Here is a 25,084-nt window from a genome sequence, read left to right on the forward strand (position 1 = left end):
ACGAGCGGCTTACCCGCGCAACGTGTCCAGCCACTGCGCGCGGGTGATCCGGTACAGCAGATGTCGACGCAGTGGGTGACCCTCGGGCAGCTCAGGGTGATCGAAATCACTGCCTTCGCGGCGCATGCCGATGGCCTGCATGACCTTTTCCGAGGCCAGGTTGGCGGTGGCGGTAAAGGCCACCATCTCGTCCAGGTCGAGCTGGCCAAAGCCGCAGCGCAGCGTCGTCCAGGCCGCCTCGCTGGCGTACCCCAGGCCCCAGTGTTCGCGCGCCAGGCGCCAGGCAATTTCCACCGCCGGGGTGAAGCTGGCGTCGAACTCGACCCGGTTGAGCCCGGTAAAACCGATGAATTGGCCGGTGTCCTTGCGCTCCAGCGCCCAGAGACCGAAACCGTTCTCGGCGAAATGGCCGCGAATGTGGCCGATCATCGCGGCGCTTTGCAGGCGGCTGAGGGTATCCGGGAAGTAGCGCATGACCTGCGGGTCGGCGCACAGCTCGGCGAACGCCGGCAAGTCTTCGTCGCGCCAGGGCCTCATCACGAGGCGGGCGCTTTCCAGATGCAAGATAGGCGTCATTGCGATGTTTCTCCTTGGGCCCGTGGCCATGCGCTGGTGGCAACCGCCACAGAACTGGCAAGATTGCCTTTTCAGGCGAGCCCTGCGATGCCACTGCCATTGATTTACCACGAGGATTACAGCCCGGCATTCGCGCCGGAGCATCGCTTCCCCATGGAAAAATTCCGTCTGCTGCGCGATCACCTGGTCGCCAGCGGACTGACCCGCGACGCCGACCTGCTGCGCCCGGACATTTGCCCTGTGGATATCCTGGCCCTGGCCCATGACCGCCAATATATCGAACGCTATATGGCCGGCGAGTTGTCGCGCGAAGACCAACGGCGCCTGGGCCTGCCCTGGAGCCCTGACCTGGCCCGACGCACGGTGCGCGCCGTGGGCGGCTCGCTGCTGACCGCACAGATGGCCCTGAGCCACGGCCTGGCCTGCCACCTCGCCGGCGGCACGCACCATGCTCATTATGACTATCCTGCGGGGTTCTGCATTTTCAACGACCTGGCGGTGATCAGTCGCTACCTGCTGGCCAGCGGCCAGGTGACCCGGGTATTGATCTTCGACTGCGACGTGCATCAGGGCGATGGCACCGCCCGCATTCTTGCCGATACCGACGAGGCGATCACCGTGTCGCTGCATTGCGAGAAGAACTTCCCCGCACGCAAGGCGCACAGCGACTGGGACATCCCGCTGGCCATGGGCCTGGATGATCGGCAATACCTGCAGGTGGTGGACGAGACCCTGGACTACCTGCTGCCGCTGTACCGGCCCGACCTGGTGCTGTACGACGCCGGCGTCGATGTGCACAAGGATGACGCCCTCGGCTATCTGAAGCTGACCGACGCTGGCGTTGCGGCCCGCGACGAGGCAGTGATACGCCATTGCCTGGGGCGCGACATTCCGGTCATGGGCGTGATCGGCGGCGGCTACAGCAAGGACCGTCAGGCGCTGGCCGCCCGCCATGGCATCCTGCACCACAGTGCACAGCGCCTGTGGACAGAATTCGGCCTGGGCTGAGCCTCGGCAGTTACACACATTTGCTGTGCAACGGCCTGTGGATAAGCTGAGCGCAAGCGGTTTTCCCCCAGCAAATCCGGTACTTGCCAGACCCTGGTTATTTTTTGTGCAACTGACTTCAGGTTATACTCGCCCACCCCGCCGCCACCGACAGCACGCCGTCATGACCGCCCCGCCTGCCGCCCCAATCCCTCACGTCGCCATCATCGGCGGTGGCCCAGCCGGCCTGATGGCCGCCGAGCTGCTGAGCCAGGCCGGTGTGCAGGTGGACCTCTATGACGCCATGCCCTCGGTCGGGCGCAAGTTCCTCCTGGCCGGCGTCGGCGGCATGAACATCACCCACTCCGAAGCAGCGCCGGCCTTTGTCGGGCGCTATGCCGAGCGTCAGGACTGGGTCGCGGGCTGGCTGCGCGGGTTCGACGCCACTGCGCTGCGCGCGTGGATTCACGGGCTGGGTGTCGACACCTTCGTCGGCAGCTCCGGGCGCGTGTTCCCCAGCGACATGAAAGCCGCCCCGCTGCTGCGCGCCTGGCTCAAGCGCCTGCGCGACGCCGGGGTCGTTATCCACACCCGGCACCGCTTCCTGGGTTTTGCCGCTGACGGCGGCCTGCGGATGGCTTATCCACAGGGCGAAGCGCTGCTCAGGGCTGACGCCACCTTGCTGGCCCTGGGCGGCGCCAGCTGGCCGCGCCTGGGCTCGGATGGCGCCTGGGTGGCGCCGCTGAGCGCCAGCGGGGTGCCGGTCAGCCCGCTGCAACCGGCGAACTGCGGGTTTGAGGTGGCCGCCTGGAGCGAGCTGCTCAGGGAAAAATTCGCTGGCGCGCCGCTGAAGAACATTGCCATGGGCCTGCCCGACGGCCCGCTGCGGCTGGGCGAATGCGTGGTCACCGCCAGTGGCGTGGAAGGCAGCCTGGTGTATGCCCTGTCGGCGCAGATCCGCGAGCGGATCAACCGTGACGGCCACGCCACAGTGCAGCTCGACCTGCTGCCCGGCCAGCCTGTGGATAAAATCCTCAAGGCCCTGGCCAGACCGCGCGGCACGCGCTCGATGGCCAAGCACCTGCACAGCCAGGTCGGGCTCGATGGGGTCAAGGCGGCGTTGTTGCGCGAGCTGAACGACCGCGACACCTATGCCGACATGGCCGCCCTGGCTCAGGCCATCAAGGCACTGCCCTTGCGCCTGGAGCGGCCCAGGCCGCTGGCCGAGGCCATCAGTACCGCCGGTGGCGTGGCGCCCCACGGCCTGGATCAGCGCCTGATGCTCAAGGCCCTGCCAGGTGTGTTCTGCGCGGGCGAGATGCTCGACTGGGAAGCGCCGACTGGCGGCTATCTGTTGACCGCGTGCTTCGCCAGCGGCCGGGTGGCGGCCGAGGGCATCCTCAGTTGGCTGGCCGCCCCAGGTGGGAGGGGGCAAAGCCCGCGAGAGACTGCCAGGCCGGTTTGATCCCGAGAAAGGTGTAAGGCTCGGGGGGCTTCACCGCCCCTCGGATCGAACCCAGCCAAGCCATGCAAATCAAGGCTTGCGCTTGCGCGGCCCGGTGTTGAACGCCGGCACCTTGCGCACCGGCTTCACCGCAGGGGTTGGTTCGCTTGGGCTATCGCCGCTGTCCAGCCACTTGCCCAGGCTGCGCTTGCCGCCCGTGACTTTGGGTTTCTTCGGCTTTTTCGGTTTTTTCAGCACCTGGCCGCTGGGGTCGGTTTCCGGCACCCGGTGATCGGGCTCGAAATCCGGTTCCATGACCCGCTTGAGGGTCTGTCGAGTCAAGGTCTCGATGGCCGAGAGCAGCTGCACCTCGTCGGCACACACCAGCGAGATGGCTTCACCGGTGGCGCCGGCGCGGCCGGTGCGACCGATGCGGTGGATGTAGTCCTCGGCCACGATCGGCAGGTCGAAGTTGACCACCAGCGGCAGGTCCTCGATGTCCAGGCCTCGGGCGGCGACGTCGGTGGCCACGAGGATCTGCAGCTCGCTGCTCTTGAAGCGATCCAGCGCGCGCTGACGGGTGGCCTGGGGCTTGTCGCCATGGATGCCGTCGGCGTTCACACCCAGCCCTTGCAGGCGCTCGACCAATGCATCCACCCCATTGCGGGTCTTGGCGAACACCAGCACCTGCTTCCAGCGCTGCTGCTTGAGCAGGTGGCAGAACAGCTCCGGCTTGCGTTTCTTGTCGACGGTGACGATCCACTGTTTGACCGAACTGGCAGCCACGTTGCGCGGGCTCACCTCGATGCTCAACGGGTCGTTCAGGGTCTGCCCGGCCAATGCGCGGATAGCTTCGGAAAAGGTCGCGGAAAACAGCAGGGTCTGGCGCTTTTTCGGCAAGGCGGCATAGATGTCGCGCAGCTCTTCGGAAAATCCCAGGTCGAGCATGCGGTCGGCTTCGTCCAGCACCAGCGTCTGCAGCTGGTTGAACTTCACCGCATTCTGGCGGAACAGATCGAGCAGCCGGCCAGGGGTGGCCACCAGCAGGTCGACCCCTTTGCGCAGCTTCATCATCTGCGGGTTGATGCTTACGCCGCCGTACACGGCGTAGGTGCTCAGGGGCAGGTGCTCGGCATATTCGACGATGTTGGCGTGGACCTGCTCGGCGAGCTCGCGAGTCGGCACCAGAATCAGGGCGCGGGTCGAGTTGGCGGCCACTTTGGGACCTTCCATGGCCAGGCGCTGCAGCAGCGGCAGGGCGAAACCGGCGGTCTTGCCCGTACCGGTCTGCGCCGCAGCCATCAGGTCACGGCCGGCCAGTACGGCCGGGATGGCCTGGGCCTGGACGGGCGTGGGCGTCTGGTAGCCGAGGGTTTCCAATGCGCGCAGCAGAGGATCGATCAGGCCGAGGGAGGCAAATGTCATGGGAGTTCCGTCGAGATAAGTTCAGCAATGGCGCGCAGTTTACCTTGTCGGCAGCACTTGCGGCTTGCGCCATTGCGGCAGGCCGATCAACACCACCGCGCCGATGATCACCAGCATCGCCAGGCATTCCGCCAACCCTACCCGCTCGTCGACGAACAACACGCCGAGCAGCACGGCCACCGCCGGGTTGACGTAGGCATAGCTGGTGGCCGCCGCCGGGCGCACATGCTTGAGCAGGTACATGTAGGCGCTGAAGGCGAGGATCGAGCCGAACAGAATCAGGTACAGCAACGCCAGCCAACCCGAGGCAGTGGGCATCTGCGTCATGCGCTCGCCGCTGAGCACGCTGCCCAGCAGCAGCACGGCGCCACCGACCAGCATTTCGGCCGCACTGGCCATGGCGCCCGGCGGCAGCGGCAGGCTGCGGCTCCAGACCGAGCCGAACGCCCAACTCGCCGCCGCGAACAGGATCACTGCCGCGCCCATGGGACTGGCCTGCAGGTTGGAGCCCAGATTGAGCAAGGCGATGCCGACCAACCCCAGGGCGATGCCGGCCCACTCCAGGCGGCTGGCCGACTGACCGCGCAGCAGGCTGAACAGCAAGGTGAACAGCGGCACCGTGGCAATCGCCAGTGCAGCGACACCGGAGGCCACGCCCCAATGCTCGGCCAGCGTCACCCCGCCGTTACCGCAACTGAGCAACAGCACGCCGACGCAGCCGGCTGCGCGCCACTGCGCCCAGGTCGGCAGCGCCGCGCCGCGCCACAACAGGAACCCGAACAGCAGGGCGCCGGCGATCATGAAGCGCACACCTGCCATCATCAATGGCGGCCACGACTCGACGCCGATACGAATGAACAGGTAGGTGGAACCCCAGACGAAGTACAGGGCGAGAAAAGAACCAATCAGCAGCAGGGGGAAACGGCGGGGGGCAGGCATCGGGGTCTCGACAGTCCTTAGGCAAGAGGGGGGATGGTACACCGGTCTGCTGCAAACAGGCGGCTTGCCATCTGGTATACACAAGCTGCAATGTATACAACGTAGACAATCATGTTGGAGCAGCTAGCATGGCCTCACCCGTTATATCGTTCCGTGTGGAGGAGCATCTCGTGGCTCAACTCGACCAACTTGCTGCGGCAACCGACCGCGACCGGCAGTACCATCTCAAACGCGCATTGACCCGCTACCTGGAAACTGAAGCATGGCACGTGGCTGCTGTCGCGGAAGGCATAGCGGACGCGAAGGCAGGCAACCTGACCGACCTTGAACTGGTAAAAGCGGATTGGGCGGAACGTGCCAAAAATCGAGTTGACCAGTAAGGCCAGGAGCGACCTGGACGGCATCTTCGACTACTACCTGCCGGTGATTGGCAGCAAAGCCGCAGATCAAGCGATAGCGCACATTCTCGAGCGCTTGACCACGCTCGAAAACTTCCCGCATCTGGGCAACGCCTCGGCAATTGCCGATTGCCGAGAGCTGATATTCCGCCAGTACCCGTACAGAGCAATTTACAGCCTGGTAGCAGGAACCTTGGTGGTCTATCGCATCATCCACCAAAACGCCGACCGTCACTGACCTTCAGAGCCGATACTTCTTCAACGCATCGCCAATCTTCGCCGCCGGCACCTTCTGCAAAGTGCAGAACAGGTGATGCGAGACCTCGGGCAGGCCGTGGCGTTGGCGCAGCTCGGTCGCCAGATAGTGGGTCAGGTTGGCCGCCATTTCCGCGTCGGCCAGCGCCCGGTGAGCCTGGCCAGTATGCGGCAGGCGGGCCCAGGTGTTCAGCGTGCCCAACTTGTGATTGGGCGCTGCCGGAATCAGGCGCCGGGACAACAGCAGCGAGCACGCGAATTTCTGCACGCGCTCACGGCGAATCAGGCTCATTTCATAATCCCAGAAGCGCTGGTCGAACGAGGCATTGTGGGCCAGCAAGGGCGTATGGCCGACGAATTCGCCGACCTGCTCCATGACTTCGGCAGCGGGCGGCGCGTTGCGCACCATCGCGGTCGATATGCCCGTCAGCCCGGTAATGAAGCCCGGCACAGGCAGGCCGGCATTCATCAGGCTCTGGAAGCGGTCGACGATGCGCCCACCCTCCAGCATGACCACGGCTATTTCAGTGGCGCGGCAGCGGGCGTTCGGCGTGATGCCGGTGGTTTCAAAGTCGATGACAGCGATGCGTTCCAAGACAGCAGTATCCCGAGGTGGTCATGTTTTGATCAGTGCTTCAAAAGCAGCGCGCCTTCGACGGGCACATAGCGACTGGCGGCCCGGATCAGCGAGTTGGCGGTCAAACCGGGAACGCCGTAGGCGACGGCTTCGATCCCGTGTTTCCTGATGACGTGTTCAAGCAGCAGATCGAAGTCGCCATCACCGGAGGCCAGCACGATTTCGTCGACGTGATCGGCGGCGTCCATGATATCGATGGTGATGCCCACATCCCAGTCGCCCTTGGCCGAACCGTCGCTGCGCTGGATATAGGGTTTGAGTTTGACGGTGAAACCAAGGTTGCGCAGGATCTGCTGGAACTGCTGCTGCTTGCTGTCACCGCGGTCGATGGCATAGGCGTAGGCCTCGACGATTTCACCGCGCTGGCGAATGTCGGCCCACAGGGCGGCATAGTTGAAATGGCAGCCATGCACCTGGCGGACGGTGTAGTAGAGGTTCTGCACATCGGCGAACACTGCGATCTTTCTCACCGCGCTTCCTCGTGGCGCCCATACCCTCGGGCCGTGTCAAAGGCCCAGTATGCCAGCGTCGACGTGGCCGCGCTGAGATAAGGCTCAGCGCGGCGACGGAGGGAGGTGCGAAAGCGTGATCGGATGTATCAGACGTAGTCGTCATCGTCCGAGAAGAAACCACCGCCATCATCGGTGCTGTTGAAGTCGGTGTTGGAGAACCCGCCCGGATCCTGGTTGGCCCAGGAGTCGTTGCCGACATTGCGCTGATCGCCATTGCCCCAGTCATCATTGTTGTTGCCAGCGAATTGGCTTGGCTCTTCCTTGATGACTTCGACGATTTCCTGCGGTTGGTTGTGGTGGAACAGGCTGCTGATCCCTTCGGCCAGCATCACGCCACCGGCCACGCCCGCAGCCGTCTTCAGCGCACCGCTCATGAAGCCGCCGCCCGCCGGCGCGGCCGCTGGCTGCTGTGGTGGGTAATACGGTTGTTGCGGCTGCTGCGGCTGGCCACCGTAGGCAGGCGGGCGAGCCGGCTCACGCCAGCCGCCACCGGAAGACGGTGCCGGTGCTGGCGCCGGGTCACGCGAGCCGCCGCCAAACAGATTGGAGAGAAAACCACCGCTTTGCGGTTGCGCAGCGGGCTGCGCCTGAGCCTGCGCGCGGGCGTCGGCCAGGTCTTGCTGCAATTGCTTGTTCTGCTGGTCCATCCGCTTGAGCGCGGCTTCCTGCACCAGAATCGCCTGGGTCATGTAATACGCCGCAGACGGCTGGCGGGCCACGTGATCCTTGATCCGCTGTTCGGCGAGCGCGTCGCGCGGGCCGCCATCCTTTTCGGCTTGTTGCAGCCGGGAAAACAGTCCATCGATCAGGGTTTGCTCATCGCTGTTCATGGCGACCTCGTTAGATTGCCGGTAGAAATCGGGGGCCTGCAGCGGTTGCTGTTCAGGCCTGATCAAGTGATGGGGGCCACCCCTGGCATTTCAATGGCCCGCCATGATGAAACTTGTTTTATCTGCACACACTTTGCACGTAGGCCAGGAACAAGTGCTGAATTAGAGTGGCCAACCTGTTCGAAATTCCCGGGTTGGTCTCATGCATCCGCTTACCGTCATCCGCGACTCGCTGCGTTTCTTCAATAACAATCTGCCGGCGATCGCGCGGGCGTGCCTGCCCCTGATCGTGCTGCATGCAATCTGTGCGCAGCTTCTCGAGCAGGTCGACGATGACGGCGAACTGCTCATATTCGGCAGCGTCCTCAACCTGATGTTCACCCCGCTGTACACGGCCGCACTGTTCCTGTTCCTCGATGCCCATCGCCAGGGCCAGCAGCCGTCCTTCAAGGCGCTGGCGTCTGCAAGCTTGAGCATGTGGCCGGTGTATGTCGGCCTGATGGTGGTGCTCGCCCTGATCTTCATGGCCGGCACCCTGCTGCTGGTCATACCCGGCATCTGGATCGCGATACGGCTTGTGGTTGCCCAACCCCTGCTGGTGGTCAAAGGCCTGGGGCTGGTGGAGGCAATCAGCGAAAGCTTCAGGCTGACCCGTGGTCATTTCTGGCCGATCTTCGGCAGCGTCCTGGGCGCCGCCCTGCCTATCATGGTGCTGATGATGATCGTCTATCTGGTCTATCCGGGGCCTCGGCAGCTCATCCCGGCGGTGGTGATCGACAGCCTGTGCCTGTTCATGGGGCTGTTCATCAGTACGGTCACCTATCGCCTGTGGACTGAACTGAGCGATGAGCAACCCGATGTGCCCGCCGATGGCCCGAAGGCGATTGCAGACGACCAACCGGTCGCCTAGCGCAGGGCCTGTCGGGTATGCTGGCCACCCCTTGGCTGTCTTGTTCGCCTGCGACCCTTACCCATGAACCCGCTTAGCGTCTTGCGTGACTCGCTGTATTTCTTCCGCCGCAACATCCTTGCGATCGTCCGCCTGTGCCTGCCGTTGGTGGTACTCGAGGCCTTCTGCAAGGGCTTGCTGGACCACGCCGCCGGCCCCGAACATTCGCCGGTCTACGATATCGTACTGGGTTTGCTGTTCTACCCTCTTTACACGGCGGCGCTGATCCTCTTCATGGACGTGCGCAGCAACGGCGTGCAGCCGCTGACGCGCAACCTGCTGGCCGCCGCCATGCGCCTGTGGCCGATGTTCGCCCTGCTCACCGGCACCAGCACGGTGCTGATCATCCTGGGCATGTCGATGTTCGTCCTGCCGGGGCTGTGGATCATGGTCAAGCTGGCCTTCTCCGAATACCTGCTGGTACTACGCAACCTCACTCCGCTGGAGGCGATCCGCGAAAGCTTCGCGATGACCCGCGGCCACTTCTGGCGCATCCTCACCTGCGTGCTCGCCGTGCTCGCCCCGCTGTGGCTGCTGAATGGCGTCAGCGATCAACTCTACCCCGACCCACGCAACCCGCTCCTCGGGCTGGCCATCGACAGCGTGAACAGCTTCCTGCAGCTGTTCACGTCAGTTGTCCTGTATCGCCTGTTCATGCTGCTGAGCGACGCCAAGGGGGATGGGCCGCGCTGACATCATTGGTAGCATTTACCCAGCGCCGGGCGCTTGAGCTTCCAGGAAAAGGGCAAGAAGATGACCGAGCGAAATCTACTCTCGGCACCACTTGCCGGGCGGCAGCTCAAGGAGTTCACCATGCCACTCGTCTCGATCGCATTGGTCAGGGAAAGCAATAAGCGCCTGTCGTCCGCCGACCGCAAGAGCCTCGTTGCCTGGTCAGCCCATCTTACGAAAGACGCCATCAACCAGATGATGAAGCGAGCATACGAACGCCTTACTCGTTGATCGCGGCCTGCTGGTGACAAACGGCACCAACGCTACGCCCGAGCCGCTGAAGCCCCAGCCTTTCAACACCTTCGACAACATTGTGGAAACGGGCAAGGACTTCCTGGGCTTGCTCACCTATTCGCCGGCCCAGTCCAGCTCATAGCACCATGCCCACTCGCACCTTTTTCGCAAGGAGCCAGCCGTGACCGCTGCCCTCTCGCAGACACGCGCCACCGCCAAGGCCGCGCCCTTGATCCTGCTGCTGATCATTTTCATTGACGGCCTGGGCACGGCATTGCTGCTGCCCATGCTACCGATGCTGCTCGACCCGGGCGACCCTGCGGGGGTGGTTTTCGGCAGCGTACCTAATGCCGATCAGACCGCCTTGCTCTACGGTGTGCTGTTGGCCGGCTACGCCTTTGCGATGATGGTGGGCGCGCCTCTGCTAGGTGCGCTTTCAGACCGCATCGGGCGGCGCCCAACACTTGTGCTTGCGGTCGCAGGGTCGGTCGCCGGGTATGCTCTGAGCACTTGGGCCGTGAGCCTGGGCAGCGTGGGCTTGCTGATCGTCGGACGCTTGCTGGGAGGCACCTTCGCCGGGAGCGTCCCGGTGGCACAGGCCATGTTGGTCCAGACCCCCGAAAGCGCAATGAAACGCATTGGCTGGGTAATGTTTGCCATGACTGCGGGTTTTTTCGCCGGTCCCGCGCTCACGGGCGTCCTGCTGGCAAGTCATACCTTGGGAGCAAGCCTGCTCCTGCCGTTGCAGGTCGCGCTCACCCTCAGCGTGGCGTGCCTGTTGATGGCTTTCTTACTGCCCTCTACACCAACTCCGGCTGCAACAACGGGCCCATCGCTGATCAGGCAGATCTTGAACGGTTTCACCTCGCCAGCTACGCGTAGACCATTGCTTGCACTGCTCTGGCTGCAAATCGGCTGGAACCTCTTCTACCAGTACCTGCCCTGGATGCTCGCTTTCGAAAGCCAGCCGGTAGGCAAGATAAGCCTAATGCTGGCAGTGGTCGGGATCGGCATGTGCATCGCCTTCATCTGGGTGGCCGGAGCTTTGCAAACCCGGTATCCAGCGCCAAGGATCGCACGCGCTGCCATCCCCACGCTGGCGGTGAGCTGCGCACTGATAGCGGCAACGCTCGACAATTCGCTTGCGCTGGTTTTCGGCGCGCTTGCTGCAATCGCCTACGGAGTAGCCTACACCGCCTTGATCGGGCATGCCTTGGCATGCGAGCAGTCAAGCCTGCGAGGCACGGTGCTGGGTATCGCCGCTTCACTGGCTGCCGGCGCCGCAGCCGTCACGGCATTGCTGGGCGGGGTTATCGGCGGCTTGGGCAATCTGCTGCTGGCCTCGTTGAGCGTGGGTGCGCTGGTCCTGAGCTGGGTCATCCTGGTTTCGGGAAGAGATTGAAATGAGTAGCGACAACGTCACCTTGATCGTCAAGGACCTGACCTTGCACCTGCCAGACGGCAGGCCGCTGTTCTCGGGCTCGACTGCACGGGCCTGGCGCTGGCCATTGCCCCCTTGAAAACCCGTCCCAGATTCTTGGACCAGATGAGGTTGTTGCCCATTTATTCGTTATCAACAACGAACTTCCACGTGGAAAACTCCGGAGTCGACTCAAGTCCCCCGAGGCTTCACCCGCGCCGTCGCCTCCGCCACCAACGGATCATCCGGCCAGTAATGCTTGGGATACCGCCCCTTCAGATCCTTCTTCACTTCCAGATAGGTACTCCTCCAGAAATTCGCCAGATCCTGTGTCACCTGCACCGGCCGGCGTGCCGGTGACAGCAGGTGCAGCTTCAGGACCTGGCGCCCTCCAGCGATGCGTGGCGTGTCGGCCAGGCCGAACAATTCCTGCAAGCGCACGGCGAGTATCGGCGGTACTTCGCTGTAGTCCAGCTTGACCGACGAGCCTGAAGGCACGGTGATATGGCTTGGCGCCAGCTCTTCCAGTTGCTGGGGCAGAGGCCACGGCAGTGCGTTGTGCAGGATCGAAGACAGGTCGAGGGAGGCGAAGTGGCTGAGGCGGCTGACGTTGTTCAGATACGGTTGCAGCCAGTTCTCCAGCGTGGCCAGCAAAGCGCTGTCGCTGAGATCCGGCCAGGGGCTTTCAGCGTTGCGCTGCAGGTCGAGGGCGCGCAGCAGCGCCACGCGGGCCTGCCATTGGCGCAGGGCCGGCGTCCACGGCAGCAGTTCCAGGCCCTTTCGTCTTATCAGTTGCACCAGCGCGCGACTGCGCGCGTCAGGGTCCAGGCCGGTCAATGGCTCGGTGGCCAGCACCAGTTCGCCAACCTTGCGCTGGCGCTCGGCGCGCAGCACGCCTTCGCGCTCGTCCCACTCCAGTTCGTCGAGCACGCGCACCTGGTCGGCCAGTACGCCCTCGAACAACTGCGGGTCGAAATCCGTCGCCAGGTAGATACGCTCTTCGCGCTGGCCCTGCCGGCTGCCGAGGTCGGCGACGACCAGCCAGGGGTGCTTCATCAAGGCGTCGGCCTCGCCGAACAGCGCCGCGCGACCATTGGCCAGGCGGTATTCGGCACCGCCGGCGCGGCGTTGCTGGGCGATCCGGTCAGGGTAGGCCAGTGCCAGCAGGCAACCGAGCCAGCGCGGATGTTGCGGGTCGCTCACCGCTTGCGCCGACGCGCCGCGCAGATAGCCACGGTACTGCCGCGCCAGCTGACGAACCCGCTGCACCCCGCCCTGCCCGCCTCGCTGGACCTTCTGCTGGCCTGACAGCAAGGCCAACCGACTGTGCAGATCGGCGCCGCCGCCGCGCAGGATGTCGCGCTCGCCCAGCAGCGCTGCGACCTCGCAGGCCAGCTCGCCAAGACCCAGTTCATGGCCGCGCAACAGCAGATGGGCGATGCGCGGATGGGCCGGCACCTGGGCCATGGCCTGGCCATGGGCAGTCAGGCGACCGTCATCGAGCGCGGCACCGAGGCGTTGCAGCAGGTCGCGTGCCTGGGCCAGTGCGGCGCTGGGGGGCTGGTCAAGCCAATGCAGCTGCTCAGGCTGCACGCCCCAACGCGCCAGCTGCAGGGCCAGCCCGGCCAGATCGGCCTGAAGAATTTCGGCCGTGCCGTAGGCCGCCAGTTGCTGGTGCTGGGCCTCGGACCACAGCCGGTAGCAGACGCCCGGCTCCAGGCGCCCGGCTCGACCAGCCCGCTGGGTGGCGCTGGCGCGGGAGATGCGCTGGGTATCGAGGCGGGTCATGCCGCTGCCCGGATCGAAACGTGGTACCCGCGCCTGCCCGGCGTCGACCACCACGCGCACGCCATCGATGGTCAGGCTGGTCTCGGCAATATTGGTCGCCAGCACCACCTTGCGCTGCCCGGCGGGCGCCGGGTCGATGGCGGCGCGCTGGGCGGCCAGATCGAGTTCGCCATGCAGCGGGCAGAGCAGCACGTCAGTGGCACTGCCGAGCGAATCCTGCAGTTGCTGGTGGACCCGCCGAATCTCCGCCTGGCCCGGAAGGAACACCAGCAGGCTGCCGCTTTCGTCGCGCAAGGCCTCCAGCACCGTCTGCACCACGCTGGGTTCGATGAACTCGCCGGGTTGCAGGTTACGCCCCCAGCGGATCGCCACCGCAAACATGCGCCCTTCGCTACTGACCACAGGCGCATCGTCGAGCAGCGCCGAGAGGCGTTCGCCCTCGAGGGTGGCGGACATCAAGAGGATTTTCAGCGGCGGGTCGTCGCGCAGCAGCTCGCGGCCATTGAGGCTCAAGGCCAGGGCCAGGTCGGCGTCCAGCGAACGCTCGTGGAATTCGTCGAAAATCACCAGGCCGACGCCTTCGAGCGCCGGATCGTCCTGCAGGCGGCGCACCAGGATACCTTCGGTGACCACCTCGATGCGCGTACGCGGGCCGACCTTGCTCTCCAGACGGATGCGGTAACCGACCGTTTCGCCGACCTTCTCGCCCAGTTCGCTGGCCAGGCGCTCGGCCGCCGCGCGTGCCGCCAGGCGTCGCGGCTCGAGCATCAGGATGCTTTGCCCGGCCAGCCATGGCTCATCGAGCAAGGCCAGCGGCACGCGGGTGGTCTTGCCCGCGCCCGGCGGCGCTTCGAGCACGGCTTCGTGGCGCTCGGCAAGGGCCTGGCGCAAGGCGGGCAGTACCGCATCGATTGGCAACGCTTTCATGGTGGCTCCTGGATCAGCCGCGCAGTATAACGGCGAACCGCGAGCTCAAGGACACGGTCTGAAGTGTCGCCCTAGGCCATTTGCTTGTATCGTGGCATTCTTTCTCAGGAGATTTTCATGCGTACACCTTCGCGTATTATCGGTGGCGTCGTCGTTGCCGCCCTGCTCGGTCAACTGACAGCCTGCGGGGCCATCTTCTACCCCGAGCGCCGCGGCCAGATCGACGGCCGTATCGACCCAGGCATCGCCGTGCTCGACGCCATTGGTCTGCTGTTCTATATCATCCCCGGGCTGATCGCCTTCGGCGTCGACTTCACCACCGGCGCCATCTACCTGCCCCACGGCAAGACTGCCCAGGTCTCGCCGGAAAAACTGCACGAAGCAGTGGGCGTCGACGGCAAGGTCGACAACGTCAAGCTGCAAGCCATCCTCGAAACCGAACTGGGCCAGCGCCTGCCGCTCAACGACCCGCGCCTGATCCAGCACCGTGGCAGCGTCGAGCAACTGGCAGCCTACGGCCTGGTTCCTGCCGCCTGAGGTCTGCATGGTCACCACCCCCGAGCATGAACGACTGTTACGCCTGGCCACTCGTGCATCGGTGGCGGTGGCCTGCATCCTGATCGTCGCCAAGAGTTTCGCCTGGTGGATGAGCAGCTCGGTGAGCATGCTTGCCGGGCTGACCGACTCGGTGCTCGATGGCGCCACCTCGACCCTCAACCTGCTGGCGGTGCACTACGCGCTGCGCCCTGCCGACGACGACCATCGCTACGGCCACGGCAAGGCCGAGGCCATGGCGGGCATGGCGCAGGGGCTGTTCATCGCGGTGAGTGCGGTGCTGATCGGCTACCAGGCGGTCGAGCGTCTGCACGACCCGCAGCCTCTGGGCCAGGCCGGCATCGGCATCATCGTCATGCTGCTGTCGCTGGCGCTCACGGCGGCGTTGCTGGCCCTGCAGTTCAAGGTGATCAAGGAGACCGGCTCCACGGCGGTGCGCGCCGACTCCCTGCACTACCGCTCGGACATGATGCTCAACGGCAGCATTCTGGTTGCCCTGCTGCTGGCCCGTTTCGGCTGGGCCGAGCTGGACGCCTGGTTCGGGCTGGCCATCGCCGCCTACATTCTCTGGAGCGCGCTGCACATTGCCAAGGAGAGTTCGGCGATCCTGATGGACCAGGAGCTGCCCACCGACGTCAGCGAGCAGATGCTCGCCCTCGCCTGCGCCGTACCCGGGGTGCTTGGCGCCCATGACCTGCGCACGCGCATGTCGGGCAACCACTGGTTCGTGCAACTGCACCTGGAGTTGCCCGGGCATCTGACCCTGTCGGCGGCGCACGCCCTGTGCGACCAGGCCGAAGCGGCGATCAACCGGCAATTCCCCAAGGCCGAGGTGCTGGTGCACGCCGACCCCAAGGAAGTGCTGAAGAACGCCGCGAACGCTCCGGTCAGTTGACGCTGTAGCCGCGGCTGACCAGGCAGTTGCCCATGTTCTGCCGATAGATATTGACCACTTCCGGGGCCGGCGCGTAGCTGGCGGCGGCCGGGTCGAAACCGCTCTGCTGGGCTGCCCAGCGCTGGCAGTCGTAGCGGTCCTGAGCGACCTGCTCCGGCGGCTGGCCGTTGGCCGGATAGAAGTTGACGTCATAGCCATTGTTTGGCGCCGGCTGGGCGATCTGCTGCTGGATAACCTGGGGCTGCTGTACCACCGGCTGGTCAACCGGCGGATTGACCACGACGTAGTCCTGGGTAGTGTCCATGTATTGGTAGTAGGTCCCGGCCGCGACGAAGAACAGCGCGCCGCCGATCCACAACTGCTGGGCATAGTCAGGCAGGTAGTGGGTGCGCACACCATAGGGCGGGGCCACCACGACGTAGCGCGGGCCTTGCGGGCGATACCAGTAGCCGCCGGAGTAGTAGTAATCCTGGCCGCGCCATGGCACCCGGTCATAGCGGTCGGGGAAGCGGTCGATCATCTGCCCGGGACGATACTGCGGCCCAGGACCCCAGCCATTGCCGTGCGGACGGTTGTTGTTATTGAAGTTGCCCTGCGGCGCCCCGGCCTGCCAATGATTGTTGCCATCATTGCGCCGGTCGTTCCAGTTGCCGCGCACCGGCTCCTGGGTCTGGCGCACAGCGTCAGGCTTGCCCTGGATCGGCAGCTCGCGCTGCTGGACCTGCTGCTGTTGAATACGTTGTTGTTGTTGTTGCTGTTGTTGCTGCTGAAAGCCCGGCTGCCCCTGGGGGCGCTGTTGCTGTGCGGGGCCGTTATTACGCCATTGCTGGCCGCCCTGGGGCTGCCCTTGCGGCTGAGCTTGCGGCCCGTGCCCCTGGCCACCGCCATTGGGGTCCTGGGGACCTTCAGCCAAGGCGGGGGCGCCGATACTCAGGCAGAGCAAACCAACACCTGCCACACGCCAGATGCGCGACTTCATGCTTATCCTCATCGGATGGGGGAACTGTTTACGAGACCATTGGCCATAAGACTGAAAAAGCCGGATCCGGTTCGCGCGCCACTCTATCAGTCTGTCTGAAAAGGGTATCGGCAGCCGAAAAAATTTCATATAGCGAGAAATCGGCATAAAAAAAGGGGGCCCGTCGGCCCCCTCTTCTGAACTTCGTCCTGGCACGACGCTTGTGACGTCGGCTCACTTCACGCCGCCTTCTGGGCAGGGTGCAGCCCGGGGGCCAGTAAGCCCCGGTAGGGGCGGTGGCCGCAGCCGGCCTGCTTGGGCCTGCTGCAGTGGACTCGTGTCCGGGCAGTGATTCTGGGTAAAAGCATAACGCTGCGGTACTAGCTAAAGATTGCGAAGATTGCTCGAATAAACACCGCTTGCGCAATTTTTCGCTTAGGACGGATAATTCGCAGCAATATAAAAATGAAAGGCCTGACCGATGAGCAAGCTTGACCGCTACGACTTGAGTATTCTCGCGGAATTGCAGCGCGACGCGCGCATTTCCAACCAGGAGCTGGCCGAACGCATCGGCCTGTCGCCCTCCCCCTGCTCGCGCCGGGTCAAACAGCTGGAAGACGACGGCTACATCACCCGCCAGGTGGCCCTGCTCGACCGCAAGCTGCTCGGCCTGAGCCTGACCGCCTACGTGTTGATCGGCATGGACCGCCACACCCCCGAGCGCTTCGAGCATTTCGAGGCAACCATCCGCACGCTGCCGCAAGTGCTGGAATGCAGCCTGGTGACCGGCATGGAGGCCGACTATCAGCTCAAGGTGGTGGTGCCGGACATGGACCACTACCAGAAGCTGCTGCTCGGCCACCTGACGCGCATCGAAGGCGTGACCAGCGTGCGCTCCAGCTTCGTGCTCAACCAGGTGCTGGCCAGCACCGAGTTGCCCCTGACCCACCTGCGCACCTGAGGCCGCCATGGACCCGCAAGTATTCGAACACTGGATGATGATCGGCCTGATCAGCCTGCTGGTGGCCTTCATGGCGTTCATCGTCTGGGACCTGGCGAAGAAGTCCCAGGCTGGGCGCTACGGCACGCTGATCCTGTTCGGCGTGCTCGGGCTCGGGGTGGTGGCCTTCGTCATCAAGGAAATCGTCGTCGCCAGCCTGGGCCACTGATCGACTTCAGGGCCGGACCTCGCGCCATTGCCCCAGGTCCAGCCCGTCGAGGGTCCAGTCGCCGATGCGCACCCGCACCAGGCGCAGGGTCGGCAGCCCGACGGCTGCGGTCATGCGCCGCACCTGGCGGTTGCGCCCTTCCTTGATCACCAGTTCCAGCCAATGGGTGGGAATGCTCTTGCGAAACCGCACTGGCGGGTCACGCGGCCACAGCTCCGGCTCCTCGAGCAGCCGCGCCTGCGCCGGCAAAGTCAGGCCATCGTTGAGCTCGACGCCTTCGCGCAGCTGGCGCAGCTGTTGCTCGTCGGGTTCGCCCTCCACCTGCACCCAGTAAGTCTTGGCCAGCTTGTGCCGGGGGTCGGCGATGCGCGCCTGCAACTGGCCGTCGTTGGTCAGCAGCAGCAAGCCCTCGCTGTCGCGGTCCAGGCGCCCGGCGGGATAGACGCCGGGGACGTCGATGTAGTCCTTGAGGGTGGCGCGGCCGTCACCGTCACTGAACTGGGTCAGCACGTCGAACGGCTTGTTGAAGAGGATCAGCCGCGGCTCGGCGGGCGGCGCCTTGGCCACGCGGCGGGCAGCGCCGGGCTTGCCGGCTGGACGGCGGGGTCGGGGAGGCAGAGACATGGTACGAGGCTTCGCAGCGCAGGGGCGCCCATGCTAGAGCGCCCCTGCAGTTTGAGCAACCACCCGGCAGTTTATCGGAAGGGCGGCTCGTCGAAGCTGCGCAGCTTGCGCGAATGCAACGAGTTGAGCTGGTTGCGCAGCAGGTCGAGGGCGGCGATACCGATGTTCAAGTGCTGGCTGACCGCACGGTTGTAGAACGCGTTGGCCGAGCCCGGCAGCTTGATCTCGCTGTGCAGTGGCTTGTCGGAGACGCACAGCAGGGTGCCGTAGGGAACTCGCAGGCGGTAGCCCTGGGCGGCGATGGTGCCGCTTTCCATGTCCACGGCCACGGCGCGCGACAGGTTGATCAGCGGCCGCTCCTCCGCCCAGCGCAGCTCCCAATTGCGATCGTCGTAGGTCAGCACGGTACCGGTGCGCAGGCGCTTCTTCAGCTCGTCGCCGCGCTCGCCGGTGATGTGCGCGGCCGCCTCGTGCAACGCCAACTGCACCTCGGCCAGCGCCGGGATGGGAATGTTGGGCGGCAGCACGCGATCGAGAATGCCGTCACGGCGCATGTAGGCGTGGGCCAGCACGTAGTCGCCGATGGTCTGTGACTGCCGCAGGCCGCCACAATGGCCGATCATCAGCCAGCAGTGCGGACGCAGCACCGCCAGGTGATCGGTGATGTTCTTGGCGTTGGACGGGCCGACGCCGATGTTGACCAGGGTCACGCCGTCGCCGTCGGCGGCGATCAGGTGATAGGCCGGCATCTGGTAGCGGTGCCAGACCACCCCGGCGACCAGCGCCTGGGCTTCGCCGCTGTCCATGCCTTTTTCGATGACCACGTTGCCGGGCATGACCAGACGCACGAAGCGCGGGTCGTTCTGCAGTTGTTCCAGGCCGTGCATGACGAACTGGTCGACATAGCGGTGGTAGTTGGTCAGCAGGATCCAGGGCTGCACGTGGCGCCAGTCGCTGCCGGTGTAGTGGATCAGGCGGCGCAGGGAAAAGTCGACCCGCGCGGCGTCGAACAGCGCCAGCGGCAGGGGGTCGGCCTTGGCCCAGTCGTACAGGCCGTCGGCGATGCCATCGGTGGCCGCCGACAGGTCGGTGCTGGGGAACACTCGCGCCAGCGCCGCAGCGGTGACGCCGCTGCCGGCCAACTCGTCGCCTTGCTCGACCACGTAGGGATAAGGAATGGCTTGCTGGCTGACGCCCACTTCGATGACCACGCTGAAGTCGCGCATCAGCGGGCGCAGCTGGTCGAGCAGGTAATTGCGAAAGGCCGCCGGCTGGGTCACGGTCACCGAATAGGTGCCGGGCACGTTGACCTTGGCATAGGCGCGGGTGGTCGACGGAACCTCGCCACTGTGGCGATAGGTCAGGCGCAGTTCCGGGTAGTAGAACAGGGCGCGCTGGGCCGCATCGGGCTCGCTGCGGTCCTTGAGATAACGCTTGAGCGCGGCGCTCAGGGCAGTGGTTGCCTGGTCGTGCAGCGCGGCAAGACGATCGACGGCTTGCTCGGCGGTTTCTACCACGACGAAGGCTTCGGCAGTTGGGGTCACGGGGGCACATCCTGTCTGGCTTGCAAGGCTCCATCTTGCCTGTATTGCCTGGGATTGGGAAATTGTCGGCGAAGATGAGCGGCCTACCCCACCGGCAGCGAACGCCCGACGATATACTCAACGTCCGCACCACGTGGCAAGGTGCCGTAGACCCGGCCGCTGTGCCCCAGCCGGCTGGTGATGAAGGCGTCACTGACGCGCGTATCCCCCGCCTCCAGCAACAGCCTGGCCTGCAGCCCCAAGGCGATGTCTTCGGTCAATTGGCGAGCGCGGTACTGCATCTCGTCGGTGTCGGCAAACGAGCGCTTGAGCCCCTCGATATGCGCTGCCAGCAGAGCATCACCGTGGCCATCGCCCAGCTCGGCGAACAGACTGTCCAGCACCCCTGGCTCCCTGGACAGCGCGCGCAGCACATCCAGGCACTGGACGTTGCCCGAACCTTCCCAAGTGGAATTGACCGGCGCTTCGCGGTACAGCCGCGGCACAATGCAGTCCTCCACGTAGCCGGCGCCGCCCATGCATTCGGCGGCCTCGTTGATCATGGCCGGGGCGCGCTTGCAGATCCAGTATTTGCCCACCGCCGTAACCAGGCGGGCAAAGCGCGCCTCGTGAGGGTTGTCGGGATGGTCCAGGGCGCGTGCCATGCGCACGCTCAGGGCCAGCGCCGCTTCGCTTTCCAGCGCCAGATCGGCCAGCACGTTCTGCATCAGCGGCTGCTCGCTCAATGGCCGCCCGCCGACCTGGCGGTGGGCGCAGTGGTGCGCCGCCTGGGTCAGGGCCTGACGCATCAGCGCGCTGGAACCGATCATGCAGTCGAAGCGGGTCATGGCGACCATCTCGATGATGGTCGGCACCCCGCGCCCTTCCTCGCCGATCATCCAGGCCAGGGCACCCCGAAACTCCACTTCGCTGGAGGCGTTCGAGCAGTTGCCGAGCTTGTCCTTGAGGCGCTGGATATAGAACTCGTTGCGGCTGTCGTCAGGCCGGTGACGCGGCAACAGAAAGCAGCTCAGGCCCTTGTCGGTCTGCGCCAGGGTGAGAAAGGCGTCGCACATCGGCGCCGAGCAGAACCACTTGTGCCCCACCAGTTCATAAGCCTGGCCCGGCCCCGCTGCACCTACCGGATAGGCTCGGGTGGTGTTGGCGCGCACGTCGGTGCCGCCCTGCTTCTCGGTCATGGCCATGCCCAGCGTCACCCCGGCCTTGTGTGCCATGCCGACGTTGCGCGGGTCGTACTGGGTGGCCAGCACCTTGGGCAGCCAGCGCTCGGCCAGGTCCGGCTGCAGGCGCAAGGCCGGCACGCTGGCGAAGGTCATGGTCAACGGGCAGCCGCTGCCGGCTTCGGCCTGGAAATGCAGATAGGTCAGGGCCGCCCGGGCCACATGGGCCCCAGCGCGCGGATCGGTCCAGGGCAGCGACGGCAGGCCGTGCTCGATGGCGGTCTGCATCAGCTCGTGCCAGGCGGGGTGAAATTCCACCCAATCGATGCGCTGGCCGTAGCGGTCGTGACTATGGAATTGCGGCTTGTGACGGTTGGCGAGAAAGCCTGCAGCCATCAGCGGGCCGCCCGCCAGCGCGCCATAGGCGTCGATGCGATCGCGGGCCCAGCCACCGCCGAAGCGGTCGATCCACTGCTGCAACGGCAGGTCGGCACGCCACAGGTTGAGGCCATCGAGCGGGGGTGGCTGATTGGTGACCTGATGGGTTTCGGCGAATTGGCTGGGGTGCATGGGCTTACCCTCTGGATCAAGCACAACGGCTACTGGCTCTCAGTCAAGCACGCCTCAGACGCTCTCGCCTGCCGCCCTCGCCAGCAGCCAGCCATGCAGCAGCCGCTGCAGGTCTTCGAAGCGCACCGGGCGCGCGATGCATTCGGTCATGCCAGCCTCCATGCAGCGCTCGCGCTCGCCGCGCTGCTGGCCGCTGATGATCGCCAGCACCGGGATATGACTATGGCCGGGCAGGTCACGCAGGCGCCGACAAGTGGCGAAGGCGTCGGTCAGCGGCATCTGGCAGTCGAGCACCACGGCGTCGAAACGCTCGGCCTGCAGCAGCTCCAGCGCGGTCAGGCCATCCTCGGCCGTGCGCACCCGGTAACCCAGCTTGAGCAGCATGCCGCGCAGGACCAGCTGGTTGACGCTGTTGTCGTCCACCAGCAACAGGGTGCACTCCTGGGCCGAGCGGCGCGCACTGTAGCCGGCGGGCCGGGCCAGGCCGGTGACGCTGCGCGCGGGCAGCGGATGCGCTTCGACCAAGCCCAGGCGCACCGTCAGCTCGAACGTGCTGCCCTGCCCCTTCGTGGAGAAATGCTGCAGACGCCCGTCCATCAGTTCGGCCAACTGCCGGCAGATCGCCAGGCCGATGCCCAGGCCGCCGTGCTCGCGGGTCATGGAGCCGTCCACCTGGTAGAAGCGCTGGTACAGGGTGTTCTCGTCCAGGTGGCTGAAACCGATACCGCTGTCACTCACCCGGAAGCACAGCTGCACGCTGTCGCCCTGCACGCCCTGGTTTTCCAGCTCCAGGCGCACCGAGCCCTGGCGGGTGAACTTGAAGGCGTTGTCCAGCAGACAGTTGAGGCACAGGGCGAGCTTCTTCGAGTCGCCCTGCAGGCGTTCCGGCAGGCTCGGGTCCATCTGCACGCTGAAGGCCAGGCCCTTGCTCTGGGCCGGCCTGGCGAACTGCATCTGCATGCTGTCAAGCAGCACCTGCAGGCTGAACGGCTCGTGCTGGGGGTACAGCTTGCCCGCCTGCAGCTCGGTGAGGATCAGGATGTCGTCGACCATGCGCATCATGTCCCGCGCCGAGCCCGCCGCCGTCTGCTGGTATTGCTCAAGCTCGGAGACCATGGGCACCGTCTGCATCAGTTCGAGCGAGCCGATGACGCCGTTCATTGGCGTGCGCAGCTCGTGGGTCACGGTGGCCAGGAATTCATCCTTGAGGCGGTTGCTGTTGGCCAGTTGCTGGTTGAGTACCTCGAGCTTGTGCCCCGCCTCCAGCAGAATCCGCGATTGCTGGTCGCGCATGGTGTTGATGCGATCGGCCAGCGCCAGCGACAGCAGCATGACCTCCAGCGCCGAGCCCAGCTGGCTGGCGTACATGGTCAGGAAAACGTTGGGCAGGTGGCCGAGCACCATCAGCGTGTTGACGATGCCGCCGAGCAGGAAGGCGCTCCAGGCGATGATGAAATAGCGCGCCTGGCGCAGACCGCGGCGCCAGGCGAGGATCCCGGCAGTGAAGATGACCACGGTGAACGCCAGTGCCAGCACGGTGGCCAGGCGCAACGCCAGGGCGTAGCTGGAGGCCAGCGACAGCACCATCACCACCGTGCCGCAGAGCATCAAGGCGAACAGCAGACGGTCCATGCCGCGACTGTGGTCGGCCGTCTGCAGGAAGCTGCGGGAGAACTGGCAACCGAACAGCGCCGCCGCGCCGATCAGGAACGGCGTCGAGGCATTCGCCCACCAGGGGCTCTGCGGCCAGAGGAACTCCACCGCCGCGCCATTGACCGAGAGCTGGTACAGACCGAACGAGGCGATATAAAGGATGTAGAACAGGTAGCTGCGGTCGCGCACGCTGATGAAGATGAACAGGTTGTACACCACCATGCCCAGCAGCACGCCGTAGATGGCCCCAAGCACATAGATGCGCGTGGGCTGCTCTTCCATGTAAGCGGTGGTCGACCACAGCGTCAGCGGCGCCTGCACCGAGCCCTGACTCTGCAGGCGCAGGTAGACAGTCTTCTGCTCGCCCGGCTGGAATGGCAGGTCGAAGACATAGTTGTTCTGCTTGATCTGGCGCACCGAATAGGGCAACGCATCGCCGGTTTTCTGGGTCAGGCGAAAGGTGCCGTCGGCACCGGCCTCGTACAGTTCGATGTTGTCCATCGGCGGGTACGCCAGCTCCAGCAGCCAGCTGCGGCGCTGCGCGGCGGGATCGGCAGCGGCGTAGTGCAGGTCGACCTTGAGCCAGAAGGCCGAGGTCGAGTAGCCGGCATTGAGCACATCGGCGCCATGGCGCTGGAAGCGCTCGACGAGGGCGCCATGGCCACTGACGTCGTCGATGGTGGCCGTGCCGTCGACGTCTTCGAACACCTGCATCACGCGGCCCAGGGGCAGGCTCTGAGTGGATTCGTCGAAATCGACCGCGCAGCACAGCAAGGGCAGCCAGGCCACCAGAAGGATCAGCAAATAGCGCATACGGCCCCAACATGGCCTGTCCGGAAAACGTCGGGAAGCCCCATTCCCTGTGAGACGACGCGGCCCGGCAGGGCCTGATATCAATTTCGAAGCACTCTAGCATAGCCGATGGCCACCTGCGCGACGTGTCGCAACAATCCGCTACACGGCTCTAACGTCGTGTTTTCAGAAGATTTTGTCAGGCTCTGCAGGTCTCCCCCGGAGCGCCAGCGGCGTTCGCCACAGATGTCACACCGCGAGCACAGTGGTAAGCTCACGCACCATGAATATCTATAGCTCTCGCCCCGTTGTCCTTTGCCTCTCCGGCCACGACCCCAGTGGTGGCGCCGGCTTGCAGGCCGATATCGAAGCCCTGTTGGCGCAGGGTTGTCACGCCGCTCCCACGGTCACCGCGCTGACCGTGCAGAATACGGTGAATGTCAGCGACTTCCGCGTGCTCGACCGCGAGTGGATCCTGGCTCAGGCCAATGCCGTGCTCGGCGACTCGCCGGTGGCGGCGGTCAAGCTGGGCATGCTCGGCTCCATCGACATGGTCGACACCGTGGTCGAACTGCTGAGCGCCCACGCCCATCTGCCCATCGTCTGCGACCCGGTACTGCGCGCCGGCGGCGGCGGCAGCCTGGGCAAGGACGAGGTCGGCTACGCCATGCGCGAGCGCCTGCTGCCACTGGCACTGATCGCCACGCCGAATCTGCCCGAAGCACGCATCCTCGCCGAGCTGCCCGATGGCACGCCCGACCAGTGCGCTGAAGTGCTGCTGCGCCACTGCCGCAACCTGTTGATCACCGGCGGCCATGGCGACGAGCAACAGGTGCACAACCGCCTGTACAGCCGCGATGCAGCGCCGTCGAGCTGGACCTGCGAGCGCCTGCCGGGCAGCTATCATGGTTCCGGCTGCACCCTGGCCAGCGCCCTGGCCGGCCGCCTGGCACTCGGCGAAGGCCTGCAGAGCGCGGTCAAGTCGGCCCTGGACTACACCTGGCGCACCCTGCGCGACGCCGAGCGGCTGGGCCAGGGCCAGTACGTGCCGCGTCGACTGCCGCTGGATTTCTGCTCATAGGACCGATCGCCGAGCCGGCTCGGTCGCACG

25 protein-coding genes and 1 pseudogene are annotated in these 25,084 nt (G+C 65.1%); 14 read left to right on the forward strand and 12 right to left on the reverse strand.

Annotated elements, in window-relative coordinates; genetic code table 11:
* Positions 1-9: 9 nt before the first annotated feature.
* The gene (locus tag SFA35_RS22800; RefSeq protein WP_320572944.1) at positions 10-576 is read right to left on the reverse strand and encodes a GNAT family N-acetyltransferase; all 567 of its coding nucleotides are present in this window, start codon (positions 574-576) and stop codon (positions 10-12) included.
* Between the two features lie 87 nt (positions 577-663).
* On the opposite strand from SFA35_RS22800, the gene SFA35_RS22805 reads away from it, so the two are divergent.
* Together SFA35_RS22805 and SFA35_RS22810 are read left to right on the forward strand one after the other, a co-directional pair.
* Positions 664-1,584, forward strand: coding sequence for a histone deacetylase (locus tag SFA35_RS22805; RefSeq protein ID WP_320572945.1), 921 nt, complete (start codon positions 664-666; stop codon positions 1,582-1,584).
* Positions 1,585-1,747: 163 nt separating this feature from the next.
* Entirely contained in the window at positions 1,748-3,028 is a 1,281-nt protein-coding gene (locus SFA35_RS22810) for a TIGR03862 family flavoprotein (protein ID WP_320572947.1), read from the forward strand.
* Between the two features lie 69 nt (positions 3,029-3,097).
* Here SFA35_RS22810 and SFA35_RS22815 read toward each other — a convergent pair whose 3' ends face one another.
* Entirely contained in the window at positions 3,098-4,432 is a 1,335-nt protein-coding gene (locus tag SFA35_RS22815) for a DEAD/DEAH box helicase (RefSeq protein ID WP_320572950.1), read from the reverse strand.
* Between the two features lie 39 nt (positions 4,433-4,471).
* Complete coding sequence (gene yedA, locus SFA35_RS22820) at positions 4,472-5,371, reverse strand: drug/metabolite exporter YedA (RefSeq protein ID WP_320572953.1); 900 nt, start codon at positions 5,369-5,371, stop codon at positions 4,472-4,474.
* Positions 5,372-5,499: 128 nt separating this feature from the next.
* Here yedA and SFA35_RS22825 point away from each other — a divergent pair, with 128 nt between their 5' ends.
* Positions 5,500-5,751, forward strand: coding sequence for a CopG family ribbon-helix-helix protein (locus SFA35_RS22825; protein ID WP_320572955.1), 252 nt, complete (start codon positions 5,500-5,502; stop codon positions 5,749-5,751).
* Positions 5,726-6,007 (forward strand): type II toxin-antitoxin system RelE/ParE family toxin, encoded by a 282-nt coding sequence (locus tag SFA35_RS22830; protein ID WP_320572956.1) that lies wholly within the window; start codon positions 5,726-5,728, stop codon positions 6,005-6,007. Before SFA35_RS22825 ends, SFA35_RS22830 begins: the two co-directional genes overlap by 26 nt.
* Before the next feature lie 3 nt (positions 6,008-6,010).
* Here the strand turns inward: SFA35_RS22830 and SFA35_RS22835 are convergent, their stop codons facing one another.
* From SFA35_RS22835 to SFA35_RS22845, 3 genes are all read right to left on the reverse strand, one after another.
* On the reverse strand, positions 6,011-6,619 hold the full coding sequence (locus tag SFA35_RS22835; RefSeq protein WP_320572958.1) for a 3'-5' exonuclease: 609 nt from the start codon (positions 6,617-6,619) through the stop codon (positions 6,011-6,013).
* Between the two features lie 32 nt (positions 6,620-6,651).
* Positions 6,652-7,131, reverse strand: a complete 480-nt coding sequence (locus tag SFA35_RS22840; RefSeq protein ID WP_320572960.1) for an NYN domain-containing protein — start codon at positions 7,129-7,131, stop codon at positions 6,652-6,654.
* Positions 7,132-7,259: 128 nt separating this feature from the next.
* On the reverse strand, positions 7,260-8,003 hold the full coding sequence (locus tag SFA35_RS22845; RefSeq protein WP_320572963.1) for a DUF2076 domain-containing protein: 744 nt from the start codon (positions 8,001-8,003) through the stop codon (positions 7,260-7,262).
* 202 nt (positions 8,004-8,205) lie between these two features.
* Between SFA35_RS22845 and SFA35_RS22850 the strand changes: the two genes are divergently transcribed.
* The 5 genes and pseudogenes from SFA35_RS22850 to SFA35_RS26840 all read left to right on the forward strand — a co-directional run.
* Complete coding sequence (locus SFA35_RS22850; RefSeq protein ID WP_320572965.1) at positions 8,206-8,913, forward strand: glycerophosphoryl diester phosphodiesterase membrane domain-containing protein; 708 nt, start codon at positions 8,206-8,208, stop codon at positions 8,911-8,913.
* A 63-nt stretch (positions 8,914-8,976) separates the two neighbouring features.
* Complete coding sequence (locus SFA35_RS22855) at positions 8,977-9,645, forward strand: hypothetical protein (RefSeq protein WP_320572967.1); 669 nt, start codon at positions 8,977-8,979, stop codon at positions 9,643-9,645.
* A 33-nt stretch (positions 9,646-9,678) separates the two neighbouring features.
* Positions 9,679-9,915: a hypothetical protein gene (locus tag SFA35_RS22860; RefSeq protein ID WP_320572970.1), complete on the forward strand. Its 237-nt coding sequence runs from the start codon at positions 9,679-9,681 to the stop codon at positions 9,913-9,915.
* A gap of 184 nt (positions 9,916-10,099) precedes the next feature.
* Positions 10,100-11,320 carry an MFS transporter gene (locus SFA35_RS22865; protein ID WP_320572972.1) on the forward strand — a complete coding sequence of 407 codons (1,221 nt, stop codon included), beginning with the start codon at positions 10,100-10,102 and terminating at the stop codon, positions 11,318-11,320.
* A 1-nt stretch (position 11,321) separates the two neighbouring features.
* Positions 11,322-11,408: pseudogene (locus SFA35_RS26840) on the forward strand (ABC transporter ATP-binding protein); the annotation flags it as partial.
* Positions 11,409-11,530: 122 nt separating this feature from the next.
* Here the strand turns inward: SFA35_RS26840 and hrpB are convergent.
* Positions 11,531-14,053, reverse strand: coding sequence for an ATP-dependent helicase HrpB (gene hrpB / locus SFA35_RS22870; RefSeq protein WP_320572974.1), 2,523 nt, complete (start codon positions 14,051-14,053; stop codon positions 11,531-11,533).
* Between the two features lie 117 nt (positions 14,054-14,170).
* Here hrpB and SFA35_RS22875 point away from each other — a divergent pair, with 117 nt between their 5' ends.
* Complete coding sequence (locus SFA35_RS22875) at positions 14,171-14,590, forward strand: polyribonucleotide nucleotidyltransferase (RefSeq protein ID WP_320572976.1); 420 nt, start codon at positions 14,171-14,173, stop codon at positions 14,588-14,590.
* Positions 14,591-14,597: 7 nt separating this feature from the next.
* On the forward strand, positions 14,598-15,503 hold the full coding sequence (locus SFA35_RS22880) for a cation diffusion facilitator family transporter (protein ID WP_320572978.1): 906 nt from the start codon (positions 14,598-14,600) through the stop codon (positions 15,501-15,503).
* Here the strand turns inward: SFA35_RS22880 and SFA35_RS22885 are convergent.
* A complete protein-coding gene (locus tag SFA35_RS22885) occupies positions 15,496-16,482 on the reverse strand; it encodes a DUF6515 family protein (protein ID WP_320572980.1) in 987 nt (328 codons plus the stop codon). The two genes, SFA35_RS22880 and SFA35_RS22885, sit on opposite strands and share 8 nt — an antisense overlap.
* Positions 16,483-16,942: 460 nt before the next feature.
* On the opposite strand from SFA35_RS22885, the gene SFA35_RS22890 reads away from it, so the two are divergent.
* Complete coding sequence (locus tag SFA35_RS22890; protein WP_320572982.1) at positions 16,943-17,422, forward strand: Lrp/AsnC family transcriptional regulator; 480 nt, start codon at positions 16,943-16,945, stop codon at positions 17,420-17,422.
* A 7-nt stretch (positions 17,423-17,429) separates the two neighbouring features.
* Entirely contained in the window at positions 17,430-17,630 is a 201-nt protein-coding gene (locus tag SFA35_RS22895; protein ID WP_320572984.1) for a DUF2788 domain-containing protein, read from the forward strand.
* Between the two features lie 6 nt (positions 17,631-17,636).
* On the opposite strand, the gene SFA35_RS22900 is transcribed toward SFA35_RS22895, so the two are convergent.
* The 4 genes from SFA35_RS22900 to SFA35_RS22915 form a co-directional block, all read right to left on the reverse strand.
* Complete coding sequence (locus SFA35_RS22900) at positions 17,637-18,197, reverse strand: pseudouridine synthase (protein WP_320579195.1); 561 nt, start codon at positions 18,195-18,197, stop codon at positions 17,637-17,639.
* A gap of 128 nt (positions 18,198-18,325) precedes the next feature.
* A complete protein-coding gene (gene amn / locus SFA35_RS22905) occupies positions 18,326-19,798 on the reverse strand; it encodes an AMP nucleosidase (RefSeq protein ID WP_320572986.1) in 1,473 nt (490 codons plus the stop codon).
* An 83-nt stretch (positions 19,799-19,881) separates the two neighbouring features.
* Positions 19,882-21,528 (reverse strand): acyl-CoA dehydrogenase family protein, encoded by a 1,647-nt coding sequence (locus SFA35_RS22910; RefSeq protein ID WP_320572988.1) that lies wholly within the window; start codon positions 21,526-21,528, stop codon positions 19,882-19,884.
* Positions 21,529-21,582: 54 nt separating this feature from the next.
* Positions 21,583-23,994: a hybrid sensor histidine kinase/response regulator gene (locus SFA35_RS22915; protein ID WP_320572990.1), complete on the reverse strand. Its 2,412-nt coding sequence runs from the start codon at positions 23,992-23,994 to the stop codon at positions 21,583-21,585.
* Positions 23,995-24,256: 262 nt separating this feature from the next.
* Between SFA35_RS22915 and SFA35_RS22920 the strand changes: the two genes are divergently transcribed.
* The gene (locus SFA35_RS22920) at positions 24,257-25,054 is read left to right on the forward strand and encodes a hydroxymethylpyrimidine/phosphomethylpyrimidine kinase (protein ID WP_320572992.1); all 798 of its coding nucleotides are present in this window, start codon (positions 24,257-24,259) and stop codon (positions 25,052-25,054) included.
* The last annotated feature ends 30 nt before the right edge of the window (positions 25,055-25,084 follow it).

The sequence above is a fragment of the Pseudomonas sp. HR96 genome (assembly GCF_034059295.1).
Classification (GTDB): domain Bacteria; phylum Pseudomonadota; class Gammaproteobacteria; order Pseudomonadales; family Pseudomonadaceae; genus Aquipseudomonas.

What these genes read in the sequence shown, in the direction of transcription:
- SFA35_RS22800 (WP_320572944.1), bottom strand. Translation starts at nt 576, where the DNA reads ATGACGCCTATCTTGCATCTGGAAAGCGCCCGCCTCGTGATGAGGCCC.
- SFA35_RS22805 (WP_320572945.1), top strand. Translation starts at nt 664, where the DNA reads ATGCCACTGCCATTGATTTACCACGAGGATTACAGCCCGGCATTCGCG.
- SFA35_RS22810 (WP_320572947.1), top strand. Translation starts at nt 1,748, where the DNA reads ATGACCGCCCCGCCTGCCGCCCCAATCCCTCACGTCGCCATCATCGGC.
- SFA35_RS22815 (WP_320572950.1), bottom strand. Translation starts at nt 4,432, where the DNA reads ATGACATTTGCCTCCCTCGGCCTGATCGATCCTCTGCTGCGCGCATTG.
- yedA (WP_320572953.1), bottom strand. Translation starts at nt 5,371, where the DNA reads ATGCCTGCCCCCCGCCGTTTCCCCCTGCTGCTGATTGGTTCTTTTCTC.
- SFA35_RS22825 (WP_320572955.1), top strand. Translation starts at nt 5,500, where the DNA reads ATGGCCTCACCCGTTATATCGTTCCGTGTGGAGGAGCATCTCGTGGCT.
- SFA35_RS22845 (WP_320572963.1), bottom strand. Translation starts at nt 8,003, where the DNA reads ATGAACAGCGATGAGCAAACCCTGATCGATGGACTGTTTTCCCGGCTG.
- SFA35_RS22850 (WP_320572965.1), top strand. Translation starts at nt 8,206, where the DNA reads ATGCATCCGCTTACCGTCATCCGCGACTCGCTGCGTTTCTTCAATAAC.
- SFA35_RS22855 (WP_320572967.1), top strand. Translation starts at nt 8,977, where the DNA reads ATGAACCCGCTTAGCGTCTTGCGTGACTCGCTGTATTTCTTCCGCCGC.
- hrpB (WP_320572974.1), bottom strand. Translation starts at nt 14,053, where the DNA reads ATGAAAGCGTTGCCAATCGATGCGGTACTGCCCGCCTTGCGCCAGGCC.
- SFA35_RS22875 (WP_320572976.1), top strand. Translation starts at nt 14,171, where the DNA reads ATGCGTACACCTTCGCGTATTATCGGTGGCGTCGTCGTTGCCGCCCTG.
- SFA35_RS22880 (WP_320572978.1), top strand. Translation starts at nt 14,598, where the DNA reads ATGGTCACCACCCCCGAGCATGAACGACTGTTACGCCTGGCCACTCGT.
- SFA35_RS22885 (WP_320572980.1), bottom strand. Translation starts at nt 16,482, where the DNA reads ATGAAGTCGCGCATCTGGCGTGTGGCAGGTGTTGGTTTGCTCTGCCTG.
- SFA35_RS22890 (WP_320572982.1), top strand. Translation starts at nt 16,943, where the DNA reads ATGAGCAAGCTTGACCGCTACGACTTGAGTATTCTCGCGGAATTGCAG.
- SFA35_RS22895 (WP_320572984.1), top strand. Translation starts at nt 17,430, where the DNA reads ATGGACCCGCAAGTATTCGAACACTGGATGATGATCGGCCTGATCAGC.
- SFA35_RS22910 (WP_320572988.1), bottom strand. Translation starts at nt 21,528, where the DNA reads ATGCACCCCAGCCAATTCGCCGAAACCCATCAGGTCACCAATCAGCCA.
- SFA35_RS22915 (WP_320572990.1), bottom strand. Translation starts at nt 23,994, where the DNA reads ATGCGCTATTTGCTGATCCTTCTGGTGGCCTGGCTGCCCTTGCTGTGC.
- SFA35_RS22920 (WP_320572992.1), top strand. Translation starts at nt 24,257, where the DNA reads ATGAATATCTATAGCTCTCGCCCCGTTGTCCTTTGCCTCTCCGGCCAC.